The 15,392-nt window shown below is 50.1% G+C and carries 14 protein-coding genes and 1 pseudogene; 9 read left to right on the top strand and 6 right to left on the bottom strand.

Annotated features, from left to right (window positions below; all coding sequences use genetic code 11):
• Positions 1-434 precede the first annotated feature (434 nt).
• The 8 genes and pseudogenes from urtE to IMCC21906_RS00525 all read left to right on the top strand — a co-directional run bounded on the left by urtE (position 435) and on the right by IMCC21906_RS00525 (position 8,846).
• A complete protein-coding gene (urtE, locus tag IMCC21906_RS00555) occupies positions 435-1,124 on the top strand; it encodes an urea ABC transporter ATP-binding subunit UrtE (RefSeq protein ID WP_047010526.1) in 690 nt (229 codons plus the stop codon).
• Positions 1,125-1,177: 53 nt separating this feature from the next.
• Positions 1,178-2,221: an aliphatic amidase gene (locus tag IMCC21906_RS00550; protein WP_047010525.1), complete on the top strand. Its 1,044-nt coding sequence runs from the start codon at positions 1,178-1,180 to the stop codon at positions 2,219-2,221.
• Between the two features lie 99 nt (positions 2,222-2,320).
• Positions 2,321-3,367, top strand: a complete 1,047-nt coding sequence (locus IMCC21906_RS00545) for an AAA family ATPase (RefSeq protein WP_047010524.1) — start codon at positions 2,321-2,323, stop codon at positions 3,365-3,367.
• A gap of 1,075 nt (positions 3,368-4,442) precedes the next feature.
• On the top strand, positions 4,443-5,081 hold the full coding sequence (locus tag IMCC21906_RS00540) for an MOSC domain-containing protein (RefSeq protein ID WP_047010523.1): 639 nt from the start codon (positions 4,443-4,445) through the stop codon (positions 5,079-5,081).
• Positions 5,082-5,236: 155 nt separating this feature from the next.
• Entirely contained in the window at positions 5,237-6,274 is a 1,038-nt protein-coding gene (locus IMCC21906_RS00535; protein ID WP_047010522.1) for an alpha/beta fold hydrolase, read from the top strand.
• An 898-nt stretch (positions 6,275-7,172) separates the two neighbouring features.
• The gene (gene fmdA, locus IMCC21906_RS00530) at positions 7,173-8,402 is read left to right on the top strand and encodes a formamidase (RefSeq protein ID WP_047010521.1); all 1,230 of its coding nucleotides are present in this window, start codon (positions 7,173-7,175) and stop codon (positions 8,400-8,402) included.
• 48 nt (positions 8,403-8,450) lie between these two features.
• Positions 8,451-8,561, top strand: a pseudogene (locus tag IMCC21906_RS17210) (zinc ribbon domain-containing protein); the annotation flags it as partial.
• A gap of 9 nt (positions 8,562-8,570) precedes the next feature.
• Positions 8,571-8,846, top strand: coding sequence for a hypothetical protein (locus IMCC21906_RS00525; RefSeq protein WP_231580356.1), 276 nt, complete (start codon positions 8,571-8,573; stop codon positions 8,844-8,846).
• A 576-nt stretch (positions 8,847-9,422) separates the two neighbouring features.
• Here IMCC21906_RS00525 and purK read toward each other — a convergent pair.
• The 3 genes from purK to IMCC21906_RS16760 all read right to left on the bottom strand — a co-directional run bounded on the left by purK (position 9,423) and on the right by IMCC21906_RS16760 (position 11,426).
• Positions 9,423-10,496, bottom strand: a complete 1,074-nt coding sequence (gene purK, locus IMCC21906_RS00520) for a 5-(carboxyamino)imidazole ribonucleotide synthase (RefSeq protein WP_047010519.1) — start codon at positions 10,494-10,496, stop codon at positions 9,423-9,425.
• Positions 10,496-10,987, bottom strand: coding sequence for a 5-(carboxyamino)imidazole ribonucleotide mutase (gene purE, locus IMCC21906_RS00515; protein ID WP_047013011.1), 492 nt, complete (start codon positions 10,985-10,987; stop codon positions 10,496-10,498). The genes purK and purE overlap by 1 nt, the downstream gene beginning before the upstream one ends.
• 73 nt (positions 10,988-11,060) lie before the next feature.
• Positions 11,061-11,426 carry a hypothetical protein gene (locus IMCC21906_RS16760; RefSeq protein WP_156165949.1) on the bottom strand — a complete coding sequence of 122 codons (366 nt, stop codon included), beginning with the start codon at positions 11,424-11,426 and terminating at the stop codon, positions 11,061-11,063.
• Positions 11,427-12,164: 738 nt separating this feature from the next.
• Between IMCC21906_RS16760 and thpD the strand changes: the two genes are divergently transcribed.
• Positions 12,165-13,118, top strand: coding sequence for an ectoine hydroxylase (gene thpD, locus IMCC21906_RS00510; protein WP_047010518.1), 954 nt, complete (start codon positions 12,165-12,167; stop codon positions 13,116-13,118).
• A 15-nt stretch (positions 13,119-13,133) separates the two neighbouring features.
• On the opposite strand, the gene arsH is transcribed toward thpD, so the two are convergent.
• From arsH to IMCC21906_RS00495, 3 genes are read right to left on the bottom strand one after another with little or no spacing between them, the layout of a single operon-like run.
• Positions 13,134-13,838, bottom strand: coding sequence for an arsenical resistance protein ArsH (gene arsH, locus IMCC21906_RS00505; protein ID WP_047010517.1), 705 nt, complete (start codon positions 13,836-13,838; stop codon positions 13,134-13,136).
• Between the two features lie 24 nt (positions 13,839-13,862).
• Entirely contained in the window at positions 13,863-14,885 is a 1,023-nt protein-coding gene (gene arsB / locus IMCC21906_RS00500; RefSeq protein WP_047010516.1) for an ACR3 family arsenite efflux transporter, read from the bottom strand.
• Entirely contained in the window at positions 14,885-15,388 is a 504-nt protein-coding gene (locus IMCC21906_RS00495; RefSeq protein WP_047010515.1) for an arsenate reductase ArsC, read from the bottom strand. Before IMCC21906_RS00495 ends, arsB begins: the two co-directional genes overlap by 1 nt.
• Positions 15,389-15,392: the final 4 nt, after the last annotated feature.

Raw genomic sequence — 15,392 nt, 5'->3', positions numbered from 1 at the left:
ATGGCATTGAACTAAAGTTAAAACTGAGTAGTGAGTCATCCCGGACATGATCCGGGATCCAGAGCGACGAAGTGAGTTAGTCAATTGCGCAGCTGATTTCGGGCTGCCGAGTAGGACAGGAATGGCATAGGGTCAAAGCCAAGACTGAATCCTGAGTCATCCCGGACATGATCCGGGATCCAGCGCAACGGAGTGAATTAGTCAATTGCGCAGCTGATTTCGGGCTGCCGAGTAGAACAGGAATGGCATTGAACTAAAGTTAAAACTGAGTAGTGAGTCATCCCGGACATGATCCGGGATCCAGTGCTACAAAGTGAATTAGTCAACCTCGCGAGAATGTGACGAGAAGACTGCGAACTTCATGAATCAGCTTAGCAATAGAGAAAATCTACATTTCGCCAAACAGGCTAGAGAATATTTAGAGGAACACCAACATGCTGAATGTTAAAAACTTAAAGGTAAGCTACGGCCAAAGTGAAGTCATTCACGGCTTAAACTTTGACGTGCCTAAAAACGAAACATTGGCAATTATGGGCCGCAACGGCATGGGGAAGACCACTTTATTTAAATCGTTAATAGGGGTGTTGCCTGTTTCGGAAGGTAGCATTTCGGTTGATGGGGCAGATGTAACCAAAAAAGAAAGTTATCAGCGCGTAGAAAGCGGTATCGCTTATGTACCTCAGGGACGAATGATTTTTCCAAATTTAACCGTGCAAGAAAATATTGAAACGGGTATGGCTGTCTCCAAGCTTAAAAAAATTCCCGATGATATTTATGCGCTTTTTCCCGTGTTGCAAGACATGCGTAAGCGCAAGGGTGGCAACCTGTCAGGGGGACAGCAACAGCAGTTAGCTATTGCTCGAGCACTGGTGACCAATCCCAAAGTGTTATTGCTTGATGAGCCAACCGAAGGGATTCAGCCGTCAATTATTAAAGACATCGCCAATGTTCTTAATGAAATTAAAAAACTTCGGGATATCACTATTATCGTTTCTGAGCAGGTGTTGAGTTTTACCATGGCCATTGCTGACCGGGTAATTGTAATTGATAAGGGCAATTTTATTCATGAAGATCTGAGGGATCAGGTTGATACCGACAAGATCAGGGCCTACCTGTCGGTGTAAATTATTTTTAAGATTTTAGTGACATGTATTTGTGAAGAGAGCGCGGAGGCACAATGAGACACGGTGATATATCCAGCAGCGCCGATACCGTGGGCGTTGCCGTTGTAAACTATAAAATGCCGAGACTGCATACCAAGGCAGAAGTCTTGGATAATGCCCGCAATATTGCAGACATGATCAAGGGAATGAAAGTGGGGCTGCCGGGGATGGACTTGGTGGTCTTCCCGGAATACAGCACTATGGGGATTATGTATGATCCCGAGGAGATGATGGCAACAGCAGCTACTATTCCCGGTGAAGAAACTGAGATTTTTAGTGCCGCTTGCAGAGAGGCCAAAACCTGGGGCATTTTTTCGCTGACGGGTGAGCGTCACGAAGAACACCCCAAGAAATCCCCTTATAACACTTTAATTTTGATTAATGATCAAGGCGAAATCGTCCAGCGCTACCGCAAGTGTATTCCCTGGTGCCCGATAGAAGGCTGGTACCCAGGAGATAGAACCTATGTCTCTGAAGGGCCAAAGGGTCTAAAGATCAGCTTAATTATTTGTGACGACGGTAATTACCCTGAAATTTGGCGAGACTGCGCCATGAAAGGTGCCGAGTTAATTGTGCGTTGTCAGGGCTATATGTACCCGGCCAAAGAGCAGCAGGTAATGATGGCCAAGTCCATGGCCTGGGCTAACAATAGTTATGTGGCAGTTGCGAACGCCACCGGCTTTGACGGCGTATATTCCTATTTTGGTCACTCCGCTATTATTGGTTTTGATGGCCGGACTCTGGGTGAGTGTGGTGAAGAAGATATGGGCGTGCAATATGCCCAGCTTTCAGTCAGTCAAATCCGTGACGCCCGCGCCAATGACCAATCTCAAAATCATCTCTTCAAACTGCTTCACCGGGGGTATACCGGGGTTCATAATTCGGGGGACGGTGACAAAGGCGTCGCAGATTGTCCCTTTGAGTTTTATCGCAGTTGGGTGATGGATGCGCAAAAAACCCAGCAACAGGTTGAAGAGATTACTCGCAGCAGTATTGGCGTGGCGGAATGCCCAGTGGGTAAGCTGCCTTATGATGGCAAGGAGAATGAAGCCGGTTAGTGTCGAGGGAGTAAGATCAGCTTTACCTTGGTCTCTCTTCAGAACGCCGGGTGAGATTTATCTCTGACATCGTACTTCTTTTTAGCAGTGAGCATTGCCATGCCCTATATTAATGATCGCTTGGCTGCGCAGCATGAGATTGCTGAGGCCAAGACCTATAAAGAGCATCCCGTTCGGCAGTCTCGGTTTTATTTTGAACCTGCTGAGGTTATGGCGCTGCTCAAAAGTCAAATTGTTGGTCAGGATGCCGCGCTCACCGCAGTAGATGATATGTTGCATGTAGTGAAGGCCGACATTACTGCAGGTCAGCGACCTTTGTCTGTCATGTTGTTGATGGGACCAACGGGGGTAGGCAAAACCGAAACCGTTCGGCTTATTGCTGAGGCTATTCACGGCAGCGCCGACGCTTTGTGTCGCATTGATATGAACACCCTGGCCCAAGAACATTACGCGGCGGCTCTGACTGGCGCGCCGCCGGGTTATGTTGGCAGTAAAGAAGGGCAGACGCTTTTTGATCCGGATAAAATCAAAGGGAGTTTTGCAAGGCCAGGTATTGTGTTGTTTGATGAACTGGAGAAAGCCAATAATGATGTTATTCGGGCGTTGATGAATGTACTTGATACCGGGCGTTTGGTTTTATCCAATGGTCTCAAGTCCCTTGATTTTACCAATACCCTGATTTTTATGAGCAGTAATATTGGCGCCAAGGAAATTGAACGGCGTCGAAGTGCTGGTTTTTCAGTATTTTTTTCCGGCAATGAAAAGAAAATTGCTGCTAAGGCGCTGGAATCTCACTTTGATCCAGAGTTTCTCAATCGCATTGACCGTATTGTTGATTATCAACGCTTATCCCCAGGTCAGTGTCGTTTGGTATTAGATGTTGAACTAACAAAGCTTCATCGTCGACTGGCCAAGCGCAGTGTCCAACTTGAAATAGATTATTGCTGTCATGATTTCTTATTAGAAAGCATAGACCGACGCTACGGTGCCCGAGAAATCGCTCGACGCATTCGCCAAATCCTTGAACCTGAAATCGCCAGAGCCATGCTCGCGCATGCCGATGTGCAGCGATTTGTTGCTGTATTTCAGAACAGTAAAATTTCAGTCGCAGCTGATAGTCTGAGAGAGTCGGTGCCTCAGAGTTAGGCTGGGATCCAGCTACTCGAGGTTCAAATTATCCTTTGGTATATACGTTAAGCGCGGTGGTTGACTGGATACCGGCTCGGGGCCTGCCCCGGCCTACGAGCCGGGGGCCGGTATGACGACAAAAAGGAAGGTAGAACGTTAAGAGGTGAATTGGAGTGGTGGATAGTCATTAGGCTTTCCTTAGCGATCAGTTAGGTATTTTTGGAACAGCTTTAAATATCCTAAGGTTTCTCGTCATCCCGGACGCGATAGCGATCCGGGATCCAGCTGCTCGATGTTCAAATAACCCTTCGGTATATACGTTAAGTACAGTGGTTGACTGGATACCGGCTCGGGGGCCGGTATGACGACAAAAAGGAAGGTAGAGCGTTAAAAGGTGAATTGGAGTGCTGGATAGCCATTAGGCTTTCCTTAGCGATCAGTTAGGTATTTTTGGAACAGCTTTAAGTGCCCTAAGGTTTCTCGTCATCCCGGACGCGATTAGCGAGCCGGGATCCAGCTGCCCGAGGCTTAAATTACCCTTCGGTATATACGTTAAGCACAGTGGTTGACTGGATACCGGCTCGGGGGCCGGTATGACGACAAAAAGGAAAAGGTAGAACGCTAAGAGAGGAAGGGTGTTGCTGGATAGCCATTAGGCTTTCCTTAGCGATCAGTTAGGTATTGTTGGAACAGCTTTAAGTGCCCTAAGGTTTCTCGTCATCCCGGACGCGATTAGCGAGCCGGGATCCAGCTGCTCGAGGTTCAAATAACCCTTCGGGATATACGTTAAGCACTGTGGTTGACTGGATTCCGGCCTGGGGCCTGCCCCGGCCTACGAGCCGGTATGACGACAAAGAAGGAAGGGTGATACGGGAAGAGAGGGGCATGACTGGAACAATAAGGGTATTGCTGGATATTCTTAGGTGTTCCCCTGTCATCAGTAGTTTGTATTACCGGAACAGTCTCAAGTCTCCTACGTTTTGTTGTCATCACGGCTAAATACCAAGATGCTACATTTCCGTCATCCCGGACGCGATAGCGAGCCGGGATCCAGTTAGACGATCACGTCAAACATCTTACCAAGGTGCGCATGATGAAAATTGTATCTATTAATATCGCAGTGCCGACGAATATCCAATTTAACAATGAGAATGTCAGTACCGGCATTTATAAACAGTCGGTGACTGGACCAGTGGCTATTAATTCCACCGGCATTGAGGGCGATAGTATTATCGATACAGCTGTTCATGGTGGCCTGGATCAGGCGGTTTATCTCTATCATCAAGAAGATTATGACTGGTGGTCTGAACAGCTGGGTAAAGGTGTAGAGCCGGGCGCCTTTGGTGAAAATCTCACCATCGCTGGCGCTAAAGATATTGATTGGGTCATTGGCGACCATATTAACATCAATGGGGTGGAGCTAGAGATTACGGCACCCCGAGTCCCTTGTTTTAAGCTCGGCGTCAAAATGGGGGATAGCAAAATCGTTAAGCAGTTTGTTCAGGCGGTTCGGCCCGGCGCTTATGTTCGGGTTATTACGCCGGGTACGGTTGCGGTTGGCGATGAATTGCGGGTAACAAAAACTGAACAGGATTACGCTACAGTTAAAGACGTATTTAAAGAATGGCACAGCAAGAATAAATCGCTAGAGACGATTAAAAAAGCGCTGGCTTCGCCGATAGGCAGGGTTCATAAAGCAGTACTGCAAGACTGGTACGACGCTATGAAATAAACACGGGGTCGTGTTACCGATTTGTTTCAAGCTCTCATTATACAAAAACGCCATACTTGAGTATGGCGTTTTTGTATCCGTACTTGCTAAGCTCAGGGCGAGTAATTCAATGCCGTTTGTTAAAGGGCTTTTTTCTTTTAGTTAGGACAAAAATAATGACACTGGATCCGGAATTTCAACTGTTAGATGTTAATGGCGTTCGTATTCATGCCGCAATACAAGGCGAAGGGCCTATGGTGTTGCTGCTGCATGGATTTCCCGAATCATGGTACTCGTGGCGGCATCAATTAGTGGCGTTGGCGAATGCGGGCTATCGCGCCGTGGCCATTGATCAGCGAGGCTACGGCCAGTCTTCCAAGTTCTATAAAACCGACGCCTACCGCATCGATAATATGGTGGCCGATGCCGTTGGTGTTGTCCGCGCTCTGGGGGAGAGTCAGGCTGTGGTGGTTGGGCATGACTGGGGCGCACCCATTGCGTGGACTTGCGCGTGGCTGCACCCAAAGGTGTTTCGTGGCGTGGTTGGGGTGAGTGTACCCTTTGCCGGGCGTGGTTTGGTGGCGCTACCGGGTAGTCCTTTTGGTGAGCGTCGTCCCGACGAATATCATGCAGAACTGGCAGGTCCGGGAGCCGATTTTTATCAGACCTACTTTGGCGCGCGGGCTGCAGTTATTGATGAAGTCGAAACCGATTTGAAAGGCTGGCTGACCAAGGTGATTTATACATTGTCGGGTAGTGCGCCTAATGAAGTGCTGCAGCTTTTGGCCAGTCAAACAACGGTTGAAGGAATTCGTAATGGGGGAATGTGCGTGCCCCATGGTGGCGGTTTAGGCGATGCTATGTTGGCACCCGAGGTGTTGCCTAAATGGTTGAGCGAAACGGATTTAAATTTTTATGTTCAAGAATTCACCCGCTCAGGTTTGATTGGGCCGCTAAGTTATTACGCTAATATCGATGCCAGTTGGCAATTTCTTGAATCCCAGGCGGATAAACCGCTGACGCCTCCGGCCTTTTTTATCGGAGGTGAATACGACGTTGCGACATGCTGGGGGAAAGAGGCCATTGCATTGGCGCCGCAGCACATTGACAACTATATGGGCGGCGAAATTATTAAAGGCAGCGGCCACTGGATTCAGCAAGAGTATCCAGAGCAAACCAATGCCTTGCTGTTGTCATTTTTGCAGCAGCTTTAATTTTTCTAACGGCTTTTTATGAATTGGGCGCCTTGGTTGGCGGTTTCATACCCTACCTTGTCGTACTGGATCCCGGCTCGCTATCTCGTCCGGGATGACTATAAAGTTTGAAACTGCTTCGGCAATTCACAAGCAATTAAGGGGGGGTGTAGATTCAATTGGTCATTGCAACAGGTATATTTTGCGTCATGTCCTCCACGTCCTGCCATATTCCCCTTTTTTTGTTGTCATGCTGGCCCCCGGCTCGTAGGCCGGGGCAGGCCCCGAGCTGGTATCCAGTAAACCACCGTGCTTCATATACATACTGGAGGGTAATTGGAACATTGAGCAACTGGATCCCGGATCGCTAATCGCGTCCGGGATGACGAAGTATGGAGGGTGCGCTTAGGATGACAAAGTGTAGAAGGGGCGTCCGGGATGACGAGAATGTAGTATCTTAATATTTAACTGTGATGCTTTTTATTTTTGTCGTCATACCGGCCCCGAGCCGGTATCCAGTCAACCACCGTGCTTCATATACATACTGAAGGGTAATTTAAACTTCGAGCGGCTGGATCCCGGATCGCCATCGCGTTCGGGGTGACGGTTTTATTCCATCTGTTACTGTGATTAGCACTCTTTCATGAGGTGCTTGGGAGCATTTCTGTTGCACTTTAAATACTGATATTCATTTTATTAAGCGCGTAGTTTGTCGTGCAGAGTTGGCATTTACTGCCAGCAGGGTTCAGAGCTGTTGCTTAGAGCTCTACGTCAATTGACGTAATCGCCGGGGTGCTTTGCCGAATGGTCGACTTGTCTGGGATTTTAGATAGTAGTGCCTCGACCTATTTCGTGGCTGGGTGATGACGCTGTCGCTGTTCATCTTGCCGAGGCATCAAGACCTATCAGGAGCGTCGCAATGGCTGAAACCATCATAAAAGTCGATCTAAAAAAGTCCCCTTACGAGAACGAAAACATCCATAACCGCTGGCACCCCGATATTCCCATGGCCTCGATGGTGAAGCCGGGTGATGATTTTATTATTGAATGTGTTGATTGGACAGGCGGGCAGATTGAAGACAATGATTGCGCCGACGATGTGCGGGATGTCGATTTAAGTAAGGTGCATTTTTTGTCGGGTCCGGTGGGTGTAGAGGGTGCTGAGCCCGGCGATTTGTTGGTGGTAGATATTTTGGATATTGGCGCCTTTGACGATAGTCAGTGGGGCTTTAATGGTTTTTTCTCTAAGCAGAATGGTGGGGGCTTTTTAACGGAACACTTTCCCGAAGCTCAAAAATCGATTTGGGATTTTAAAGGCATGTTCACCAGTTCTCGGCATGTGCCCGGCGTGGAGTTTGCTGGTTTGATCCATCCGGGATTGATCGGTTGTCTGCCCTCAAAGGAAATGCTGGATATTTGGAATACACGGGAGAAGGGGCTGGTCGATACTAATCCAACCCGGGTGCCTGAACTGGCTACGCTCCCCTATGCCGATACCGCCCATATGGGCAAGATGACGGGCGAAGCCGCTAAAGCAGCAGCGGCTGAAGGTGCTCGAACGGTGCCTCCCCGTGAGCATGGTGGTAACTGTGATATTAAGGATTTGTCCCGCGGCTCTAAAGTTTACTTTCCGGTGTATGTGAAAGACGCGGGCCTGAGCGTGGGCGATTTACACTTTAGCCAGGGCGATGGCGAGATCACCTTCTGTGGTGCCATTGAAATGGCCGGCTGGATTCATATGCGAGTTAGCCTGATCAAGGGCGGCATGAGCAAATACGGCATTAAAAATCCAATTTTTAAACCCAGCCCAATCACGCCTAAGTACGATGATTATTTAATCTTTGAAGGTATCTCGGTAGACGAAGAAGGCACCCAGCATTATTTAGATGTACACATTGCTTATCGCCAAGCCTGTTTGAATGCGATTGAGTACCTCACCAAGTTTGGTTACACCAAAGCACAGGCCTACGCGATACTTGGGGTGGCGCCGGTGCAAGGTCATATCAGTGGTGTGGTGGATATTCCTAATGCCTGCGCGACGTTGTGGTTGCCCACCGATATCTTCGACTTTGATGTGAACCCCAACGTTGATGGGCCGAAGATTGAGTTGGATGGCAGCGTCGATATTCCCTTATCGAAAGATAAATAAGGGGCGAAAGATAAGTAAGAGACGAATGATAAATTAAGGAGCACTGTCGTGCCGGTATATGACTACAAGTGTAAAGATCATGGCCTGTTCCATGAGTTGGCGAGCATGGAGGCGGCGCACTTACCCTGCGCCTGCCCTAAGTGTGGAGTGCCGAGTGCAAGGGTCATTATGATTCCACCAGAAGTTTTGGCTATGGCGCCTAATAAGCGTCAAGCTGCCGCAAAAAATGAAGCAGCAATACATGCCCCAAGGCGATCGACCCTGGATACCCGGGCAGAGGCGGCGGACCGGAAATTGTACGCGGCTAAAAAAGGCGGTTGTGGTTGCAGTCATGATGCAGAGAGCGGAAATCCGGATCGCAGTTCGCTGCGTCAAAAAGCGATCTACTTAGCCGATGGCAGCAAAGTTTTTCCTAGCCAGCGACCGTGGATGATTAGTCACTAGTTCGTGTTAAAGCTGTTTTAAGACAAGGCTTTCGGGCTATCCGGTTGTGGTGGAGACGCTGGATAATGTTTTTTGCAATATGCCCAAGGGAGGCATTTGGGAGGAGATGATTTGATTGTCTCCTCCCTTTTTTATTTTAGTAGCTGTCATCGTGCTGTTGCTGGATCCCGGCTCGGAGACCGGGATGACGAAGTGGTGGAACAAGGTGAAGTTTAGTCTAGATTTGAAATAGCTTAAGTTGCCATTCAAGTTTTTAGTTAGGACACAAAATTGTGCTGCTGAGGTTGAGATTGGTTCGTGGGTGTCGGGTCGGGGTGGTATGACTGGATCTCGGCTCGGGGCCTGCCCCGGCCTACGAGCTGGGGCCGGGATGACGAGGTAGTGGGAGCTGTTGAAGTTCGGTGTTTTTGATGATCAGCTAAAACGACCTTAAGTCGTCACCCCGGCCTTGAGCCGGGGTCCAGAGTAGTCTGCCTTGCTGTGTAAAAGTGCGGGACTATGTGAGCCGTCTTGAGCTGGCGTATGAGATGAGGGTTTTGGCGTAAGACTTCCCTCACCCTCTAAGGGGAGAGGCATTTAACTTTTTGCCAATTCGTCCTGCACCCAATCAAAAACCGCGAGGTAGTTTTCTGGCAGATAGGGTTTTAATTTTGACAAGGCAGTTTGCACCGCATGGCGTTGGGGGTGGTTGATATTAATATGCCCCAGCTTGCGTCCCGGCCTAACGTCTTTGCCATACCAATAGCATTGGGTAGAGGGAATGCTCAGCCAGTGAATATCCCGCTCGACACCAATCACATTAATCATCACGCTGTGACCGCGGACTTCCGGTGATTTAATCGGTAAATCGCTTACCGCCCGCAGGTGCATTTCAAACTGACTCACGCAAGCGCCAGCTTGGGTCCAGTGGCCGCTGTTATGAACGCGGGGCGCCAGCTCGTTAACGATCAGTTCGTCACCCACCCGAAAGCATTCCATTGCCATCACGCCGATATAATTCGTCGCATCCATAATGGTGGATAGCATGGTTTCTGCTTGGCCCTGCAGATGCTTGACTCGTTCTAATGGCGAAATCGACGCCATTAATATGCCGTTGCTGTGCAGGTTTAGCGTTAGCGGATAAAAAACTTTTTGACCGTTGGCGTCCCGGGCCGCAACGAGTGAGAGCTCTTCTTTAAACGGGATTTTCTTTTCGGCAATAGCGGCGTCCAGCCAGTCGCTGGGGATTTCGTCGCCTTGATCTTGATACAACCAAAACTGACCTTTGCCATCGTAACCGCCGGTGCGACGCTTTAGTAATACATCTTCGCCCAGCACGTTGTGCAAGGCCTCTGCGCTGCTATCGGCGGTGACCTGTTGCCATGGCGCAGTATTGATCCCCAGCTCGTCCAGCATGGTTTTTTGATAAAGCCGGTCGGCAATACGACCAAAAATATCGGCGTTAATAAACCCCGGTTGTTTGGCTAAATGCTGAGTGAGTGGCGTGTCGGGCCACTGTTCGCGCTCGACGGTGACAATATCCTCGCTGGCGATGTCAGGCAGGGTTTCTTGTTCTGGCTCCAGTGGCACTACCTTCAACGCTAGCGGATAAGCTGCCTGTTGCAACATGGCACCTAATTGACCGGCACCCAGCACCCACACCTTCGGCATTACGCGTCCCTCGGATCCGGATTGTCTAAAACGGTTTCGGTTTGTTTGCTACGGAAGGCTTCCAGGCGCTTGCCCAACTCAGCATCGTGCAGCGCCAGAATTTGGCAGGCCAGCAGGCCCGCATTAAATGCCCCGGCCACGCCAATGGCTAAGGTGCCCACTGCAATCCCTTTGGGCATTTGGACAATAGACAGCAGACTGTCCATGCCATTCAGCGCCTTGCTTTGTACTGGTACGCCCAGCACGGGAAGTCGAGTTTTAGCCGCCACCATGCCGGGCAAGTGAGCTGCGCCACCTGCACCCGCGATAATGACGTTAAAGCCGTTGTCGACAGCGGATTCGGCAAAGCTCATCAGCTTGTCTGGGGTGCGGTGAGCCGATACCACTTCGACGTGGTGCTCCACACCCAACTCGCTCATGATCTCGGTGGCAGGACGCATGGTGTCCCAGTCACTTTTGGAGCCCATTATCAGGGCTACTTTTGCTGTCATTTCTGCTGTCTCGGCAAATGGAAAACCGTCAATTATAAAGGAATTCTGTCGTCGGCGCAGAGCCCAAATGCCATCAAAATTCATTAATCGAGGAAAATACTGCCAAATAAGTGCTTATGTCGGTGATGTGACAGCTAAGTTTGGCTAGTCGATGGGGTACCTCCCTTGCTGAGTGGCTTACTGGATCCCGGCTCAAGGCCGGGATGACGGGGTAGTGGGGATGACAGATAAGTAGTCCGGGTGACAGGTGCGTTAACTCAAGCATTTCCGTCATCCCGGACGCCGCAGGCGATCCGGGATCCAGCTGCTCGGGGTGGGTGTTGCTCCGAGGGTTATTCAAAGTGGAGTGGTTTGCTGGATCCCGGCTCAGGGCCGGGATGACGGGGTAGTGGGGATGACAGATAAGTAGTCTGGGTGACAAGTGTGTCGACTCAAGCATTTCCGTCATCCTGGACGCTAGGCGATCCGGGATCCAGCTGCTCGGGGGTGGGCTTTGCTCCGAGGGTTATTCAAAGTGGGGTAGTTTGCTGGATCCCGGCTCAAGGCCGGGATGACGGGGTAGTGGGGATGACAGATAAGTGTCCGGTGAGATAGAGGGGGTTGGGCCATGATGAAGTAGATGGCTTAGGTGGTAACAGGCTGCCGAGGCCGGTGATTTAGGCATCGAGGTAAGGGGTCGATAAAAGTAAAAAATCTTGGGAAGCCGCGGTCGGATGACAAGTGCGTTAACTCTCAAGCATTTCTCGTCATCCCGGACGCCGTAGGCGATCCGGGATCCAGCTGCTCGGGGTGGGTTTTGCTCCGAGGGTTATTCAACGTGGAGTGGTTTGCTGGATCCCGGCTCAAGGCCGGGATGACTAGGGGGGACCGGTAAGCGGCCTGAATGATGGAGTAAGTGGCTGGGGCTGAATGATAAGGCATCCTTGGGAATTTATTCTTTGCAGAATGGTCTTTTGGACGACTTGGGTGTGGTCATTGGCAATCGACTCCACTGCGATTTATGGTCATCCCGGACGCGGTTTTTTGCGATCCGGGATCCAGTGATTTTTAGATCCACTGGATTTGCCTTGCTGGGAGTATGGCCCTTGAAATAGGACGATCTTGCCCATACAGGTAAATTAGAAAACAGACTTTTGATGAGGAAACACACGATTTTATAAACTTGAAAGGAGGAACCATGTACATCGAGGCTTCGCAGCGCCACCGCGATCACAGCCTGCGGTTTGCAAACCAAGAAACAGAGACATTTTTAAACGACCCTTATCCTACTCGCTTATCAACGGCGCCCAGTCAGCCGTTTCTGCCCCGGCGAGAAAAACCTAAGCATGGTAGGGGTGGTCCCCTCGGTCAGCAGCAGTTGGCTAATTTTGATCGGGACGGTTTTCTTTTTGAACCCGATTTTCTCTCCGACAGTGACGTTCGCCGCTTTCAGCTTGAGCTGAGTGAGTTGATGACGAACGATGCCTTTCGCGACAAAGAATATGCGGTGACAGAGCCAGATAGTGAAGAAATTCGCTCTTTGTTCGCCGTGCATTTTCTGTCGGAAGTATTTCAAAAACTGGCTTACGATTCCCGGTTGTTGAGCCGAGTCGAGCAATTGCTAGGCGGCGACAGTTATATCCACCAGTCTCGAATTAATTACAAGCCCGGTTTTGCTGGCAAGGGGTTTAACTGGCATTCGGATTTTGAAACCTGGCACGCGGAAGATGGTATGCCGGAAATGCGGGCGGTGAGCGCGTCTATTATCTTGACGGATAATCATCAGTTTAATGGGCCGCTGATGTTAATTCCCGGTTCGAATAATGTGTTTATTCCCTGTGTGGGGGAGACGCCAAATGACAACTACAAAAAATCGTTAAAATCTCAAGAGTTGGGTACGCCGCCTAAGTCGGCATTGGCAGAGTTGATTGCCCAGCGAGGGATTCAGGCGCCAACGGGCCGGGCTGGTGGCTTGCTTTTGTTTGACTGCAATACCTTGCATGGCTCAAACGCGAATATGTCGCCAGACCCGCGTTCTAATGTATTTTTTGTATATAACCGCCATGATAATCTTTGTGGCCAACCTTATGCGGCGAGTACGCCACGACCTGAGTTTTTAGCCCATCGGCCTGACGGGCTTTGGTCTGGCTAGCCAAAAGCGGGCGGCTTAGGTCGCTCGTTTTCCTATTCTGGATTTGAAGGCGTCTTGGGATTCTTTGCGTTCAGAGTAACGGTCGACAAAGTAGTCTTTGCTGCCGCGGGTGAGCAGGGTGAATTTCACCAGCTCTTCCATAACATCGACAATGCGGTCGTAAAAAGATGAGGGTTTCATGCGGTTGTTGTCATCAAATTCCAACCACGCTTTGGCGACGGAGGACTGGTTGGGGATGGTCAGCATCCGCATCCATCTGCCCAGTACCCGCAGTTGATTGACGGCATTAAAACTTTGCGAACCACCACTGACCTGCATTACCGCCAGGGTTTTACCCTGGGTAGGACGCACGGCTCCGAGTGACAAGGGAATCCAATCTATCTGGGCTTTCATGATGCCGGTCATGGCGCCGTGGCGTTCGGGTGAGCACCACACCATGCCGTCGCACCAGCTGGCGAGCTCTCTCAGTTCTTGCACTTTGGGATGGTCTGCATCACAAGAATCGGGAAGTGGCAGGCCCGAGGGATTAAACGTACGGGTCTCGGCGCCAAAATATTGCAAAATTCTGGCGGCTTCTTCCGTTACCAAGCGACTGAAAGAGCGCTCCCGGAGCGAGCCGTAAAGCAATAGTATCTTGGGCGGGTGGGCTTCTGCTCGGTACAGTTTTTCTGTATTGATGGCCGAGATGACCTCGGCATCAATATTTTCTAAATCCTTCATGCTCAAAACCTTAAAAATCGCGACTTAACTATTGGGGAACCAGTGCCGGGTGCGGTTAGCAAATGCAACTAGCGACAACATAACTGGCACTTCTACCAGTACGCCAACCACGGTGGCCAAGGCCGCGCCGGAGTGCAGGCCAAACAGGGAAATGGCCACGGCTACCGCCAGTTCAAAAAAATTGGAGGTGCCAATCATGCAGGCCGGGGCGGCAATATTATGGGGGAGTTTCAGGGCCTTGGCTCCCGCGTAGGCAATGATGAAAATACCGTAGCTTTGAATAAGTAGCGGAATGGCAATGAGGACAATGGCCAAGGGTTTGCTGATAATGGTTTCCGCTTGAAAGCCAAATAGCAAAATCACCGTGGCTAACAAGCCTGATATAGAAATGGGTTTGACCTTATCCAAAAAACGATTAAGCCGCTGATGATTGTCGGCACTATCTAGCATTCGGCGGGTGGCAATGCCCGCAATCAAGGGCACCACAACATAGAGTACTACTGATAACAGCAGGGTATCCCAGGGAACGCTGACATCACTGACGCCCAGCAAGAATGCGGCAAGGGGTGCAAAGGCAAACACCATAATCACGTCGTTGACGGAAACTTGAACCAGCGTGTAATTGGCGTCGCCTTTGGTTAAATGGGACCAGACAAATACCATGGCTGTGCAGGGGGCCACACCGAGCAAAATCATACCGGCGATATATTCGTTGGCGGTTTGCGGATCGACAAAATCGGCAAACAGCAGTCGAAAAAACAGCCAGCCCAGGGCCGCCATGGAAAAGGGTTTGATCAGCCAGTTAATCACCAGCGTCAGTGCGAGCCCCTTGGGTTTGCGGCCAATATCTTTGATGGAAGAAAAGTCGACCTGCACCATCATCGGAAAAATCATCACCCAGATAAACAGCGCTACCGGGAGGTTAACGTGGGCCACTTCCATTTGGGCGATATCTTGAAATACGCCGGGAAAGATCTGTCCTAACAGCAGTCCTGATAAAATGCACAGCCCCACCCAGACGCTGAGAAAGCGTTCAAAAAATCCCATTATCTTGCCTCCTGCTCAAAGTCGGGTGCCGGAAATTGCTGGGCAATCCGGGTTAAGGTCTGCTTGAGAGCAGCGGGGTCATCAGCCTGAAGGTTAGCTTCAATCAAGGCTTTAAGCCGATTCTGAATACAATCAATCACGGCAAAAAAAGCACTGCGGAGCTGGTCTTCACTGCCCTCCAGTTTTGAAGGATCGGCCAAACCCCAGTGAAACTTCAGGCTTTTACCCATCCACAGTGGGCAACTTTCACCTGCGGCACTATCGCAGACGGTAATGACAAGATCCGGTTGTTGGTCGCTAAATTGCTCCCAGGATTTGCTGTGCAGGCCGTCGGTGTGAATGCCTTTTTCAGCGAGAAATTTCAACGACAGAGGGTGTACCTCGCCAACGGGTTGGCTACCGGCGCTATGGCCTTGAAGGTGAGGCGAATTGAGATGATTGGCAATTGCCTCACAGAGAATACTGCGGCAGCGGTTGTGGGTGCAGACAAATAAAATATTCATATTT

Origin of the sequence: Spongiibacter sp. IMCC21906, assembly GCF_001010805.1 — a bacterium.
In the GTDB taxonomy this organism is placed as follows: Bacteria; Pseudomonadota; Gammaproteobacteria; order Pseudomonadales; family Spongiibacteraceae; genus Spongiibacter.
Note: the sequence above shows the minus strand (reverse complement) of the source record. Positions and strands in the feature narration are given on the sequence as shown.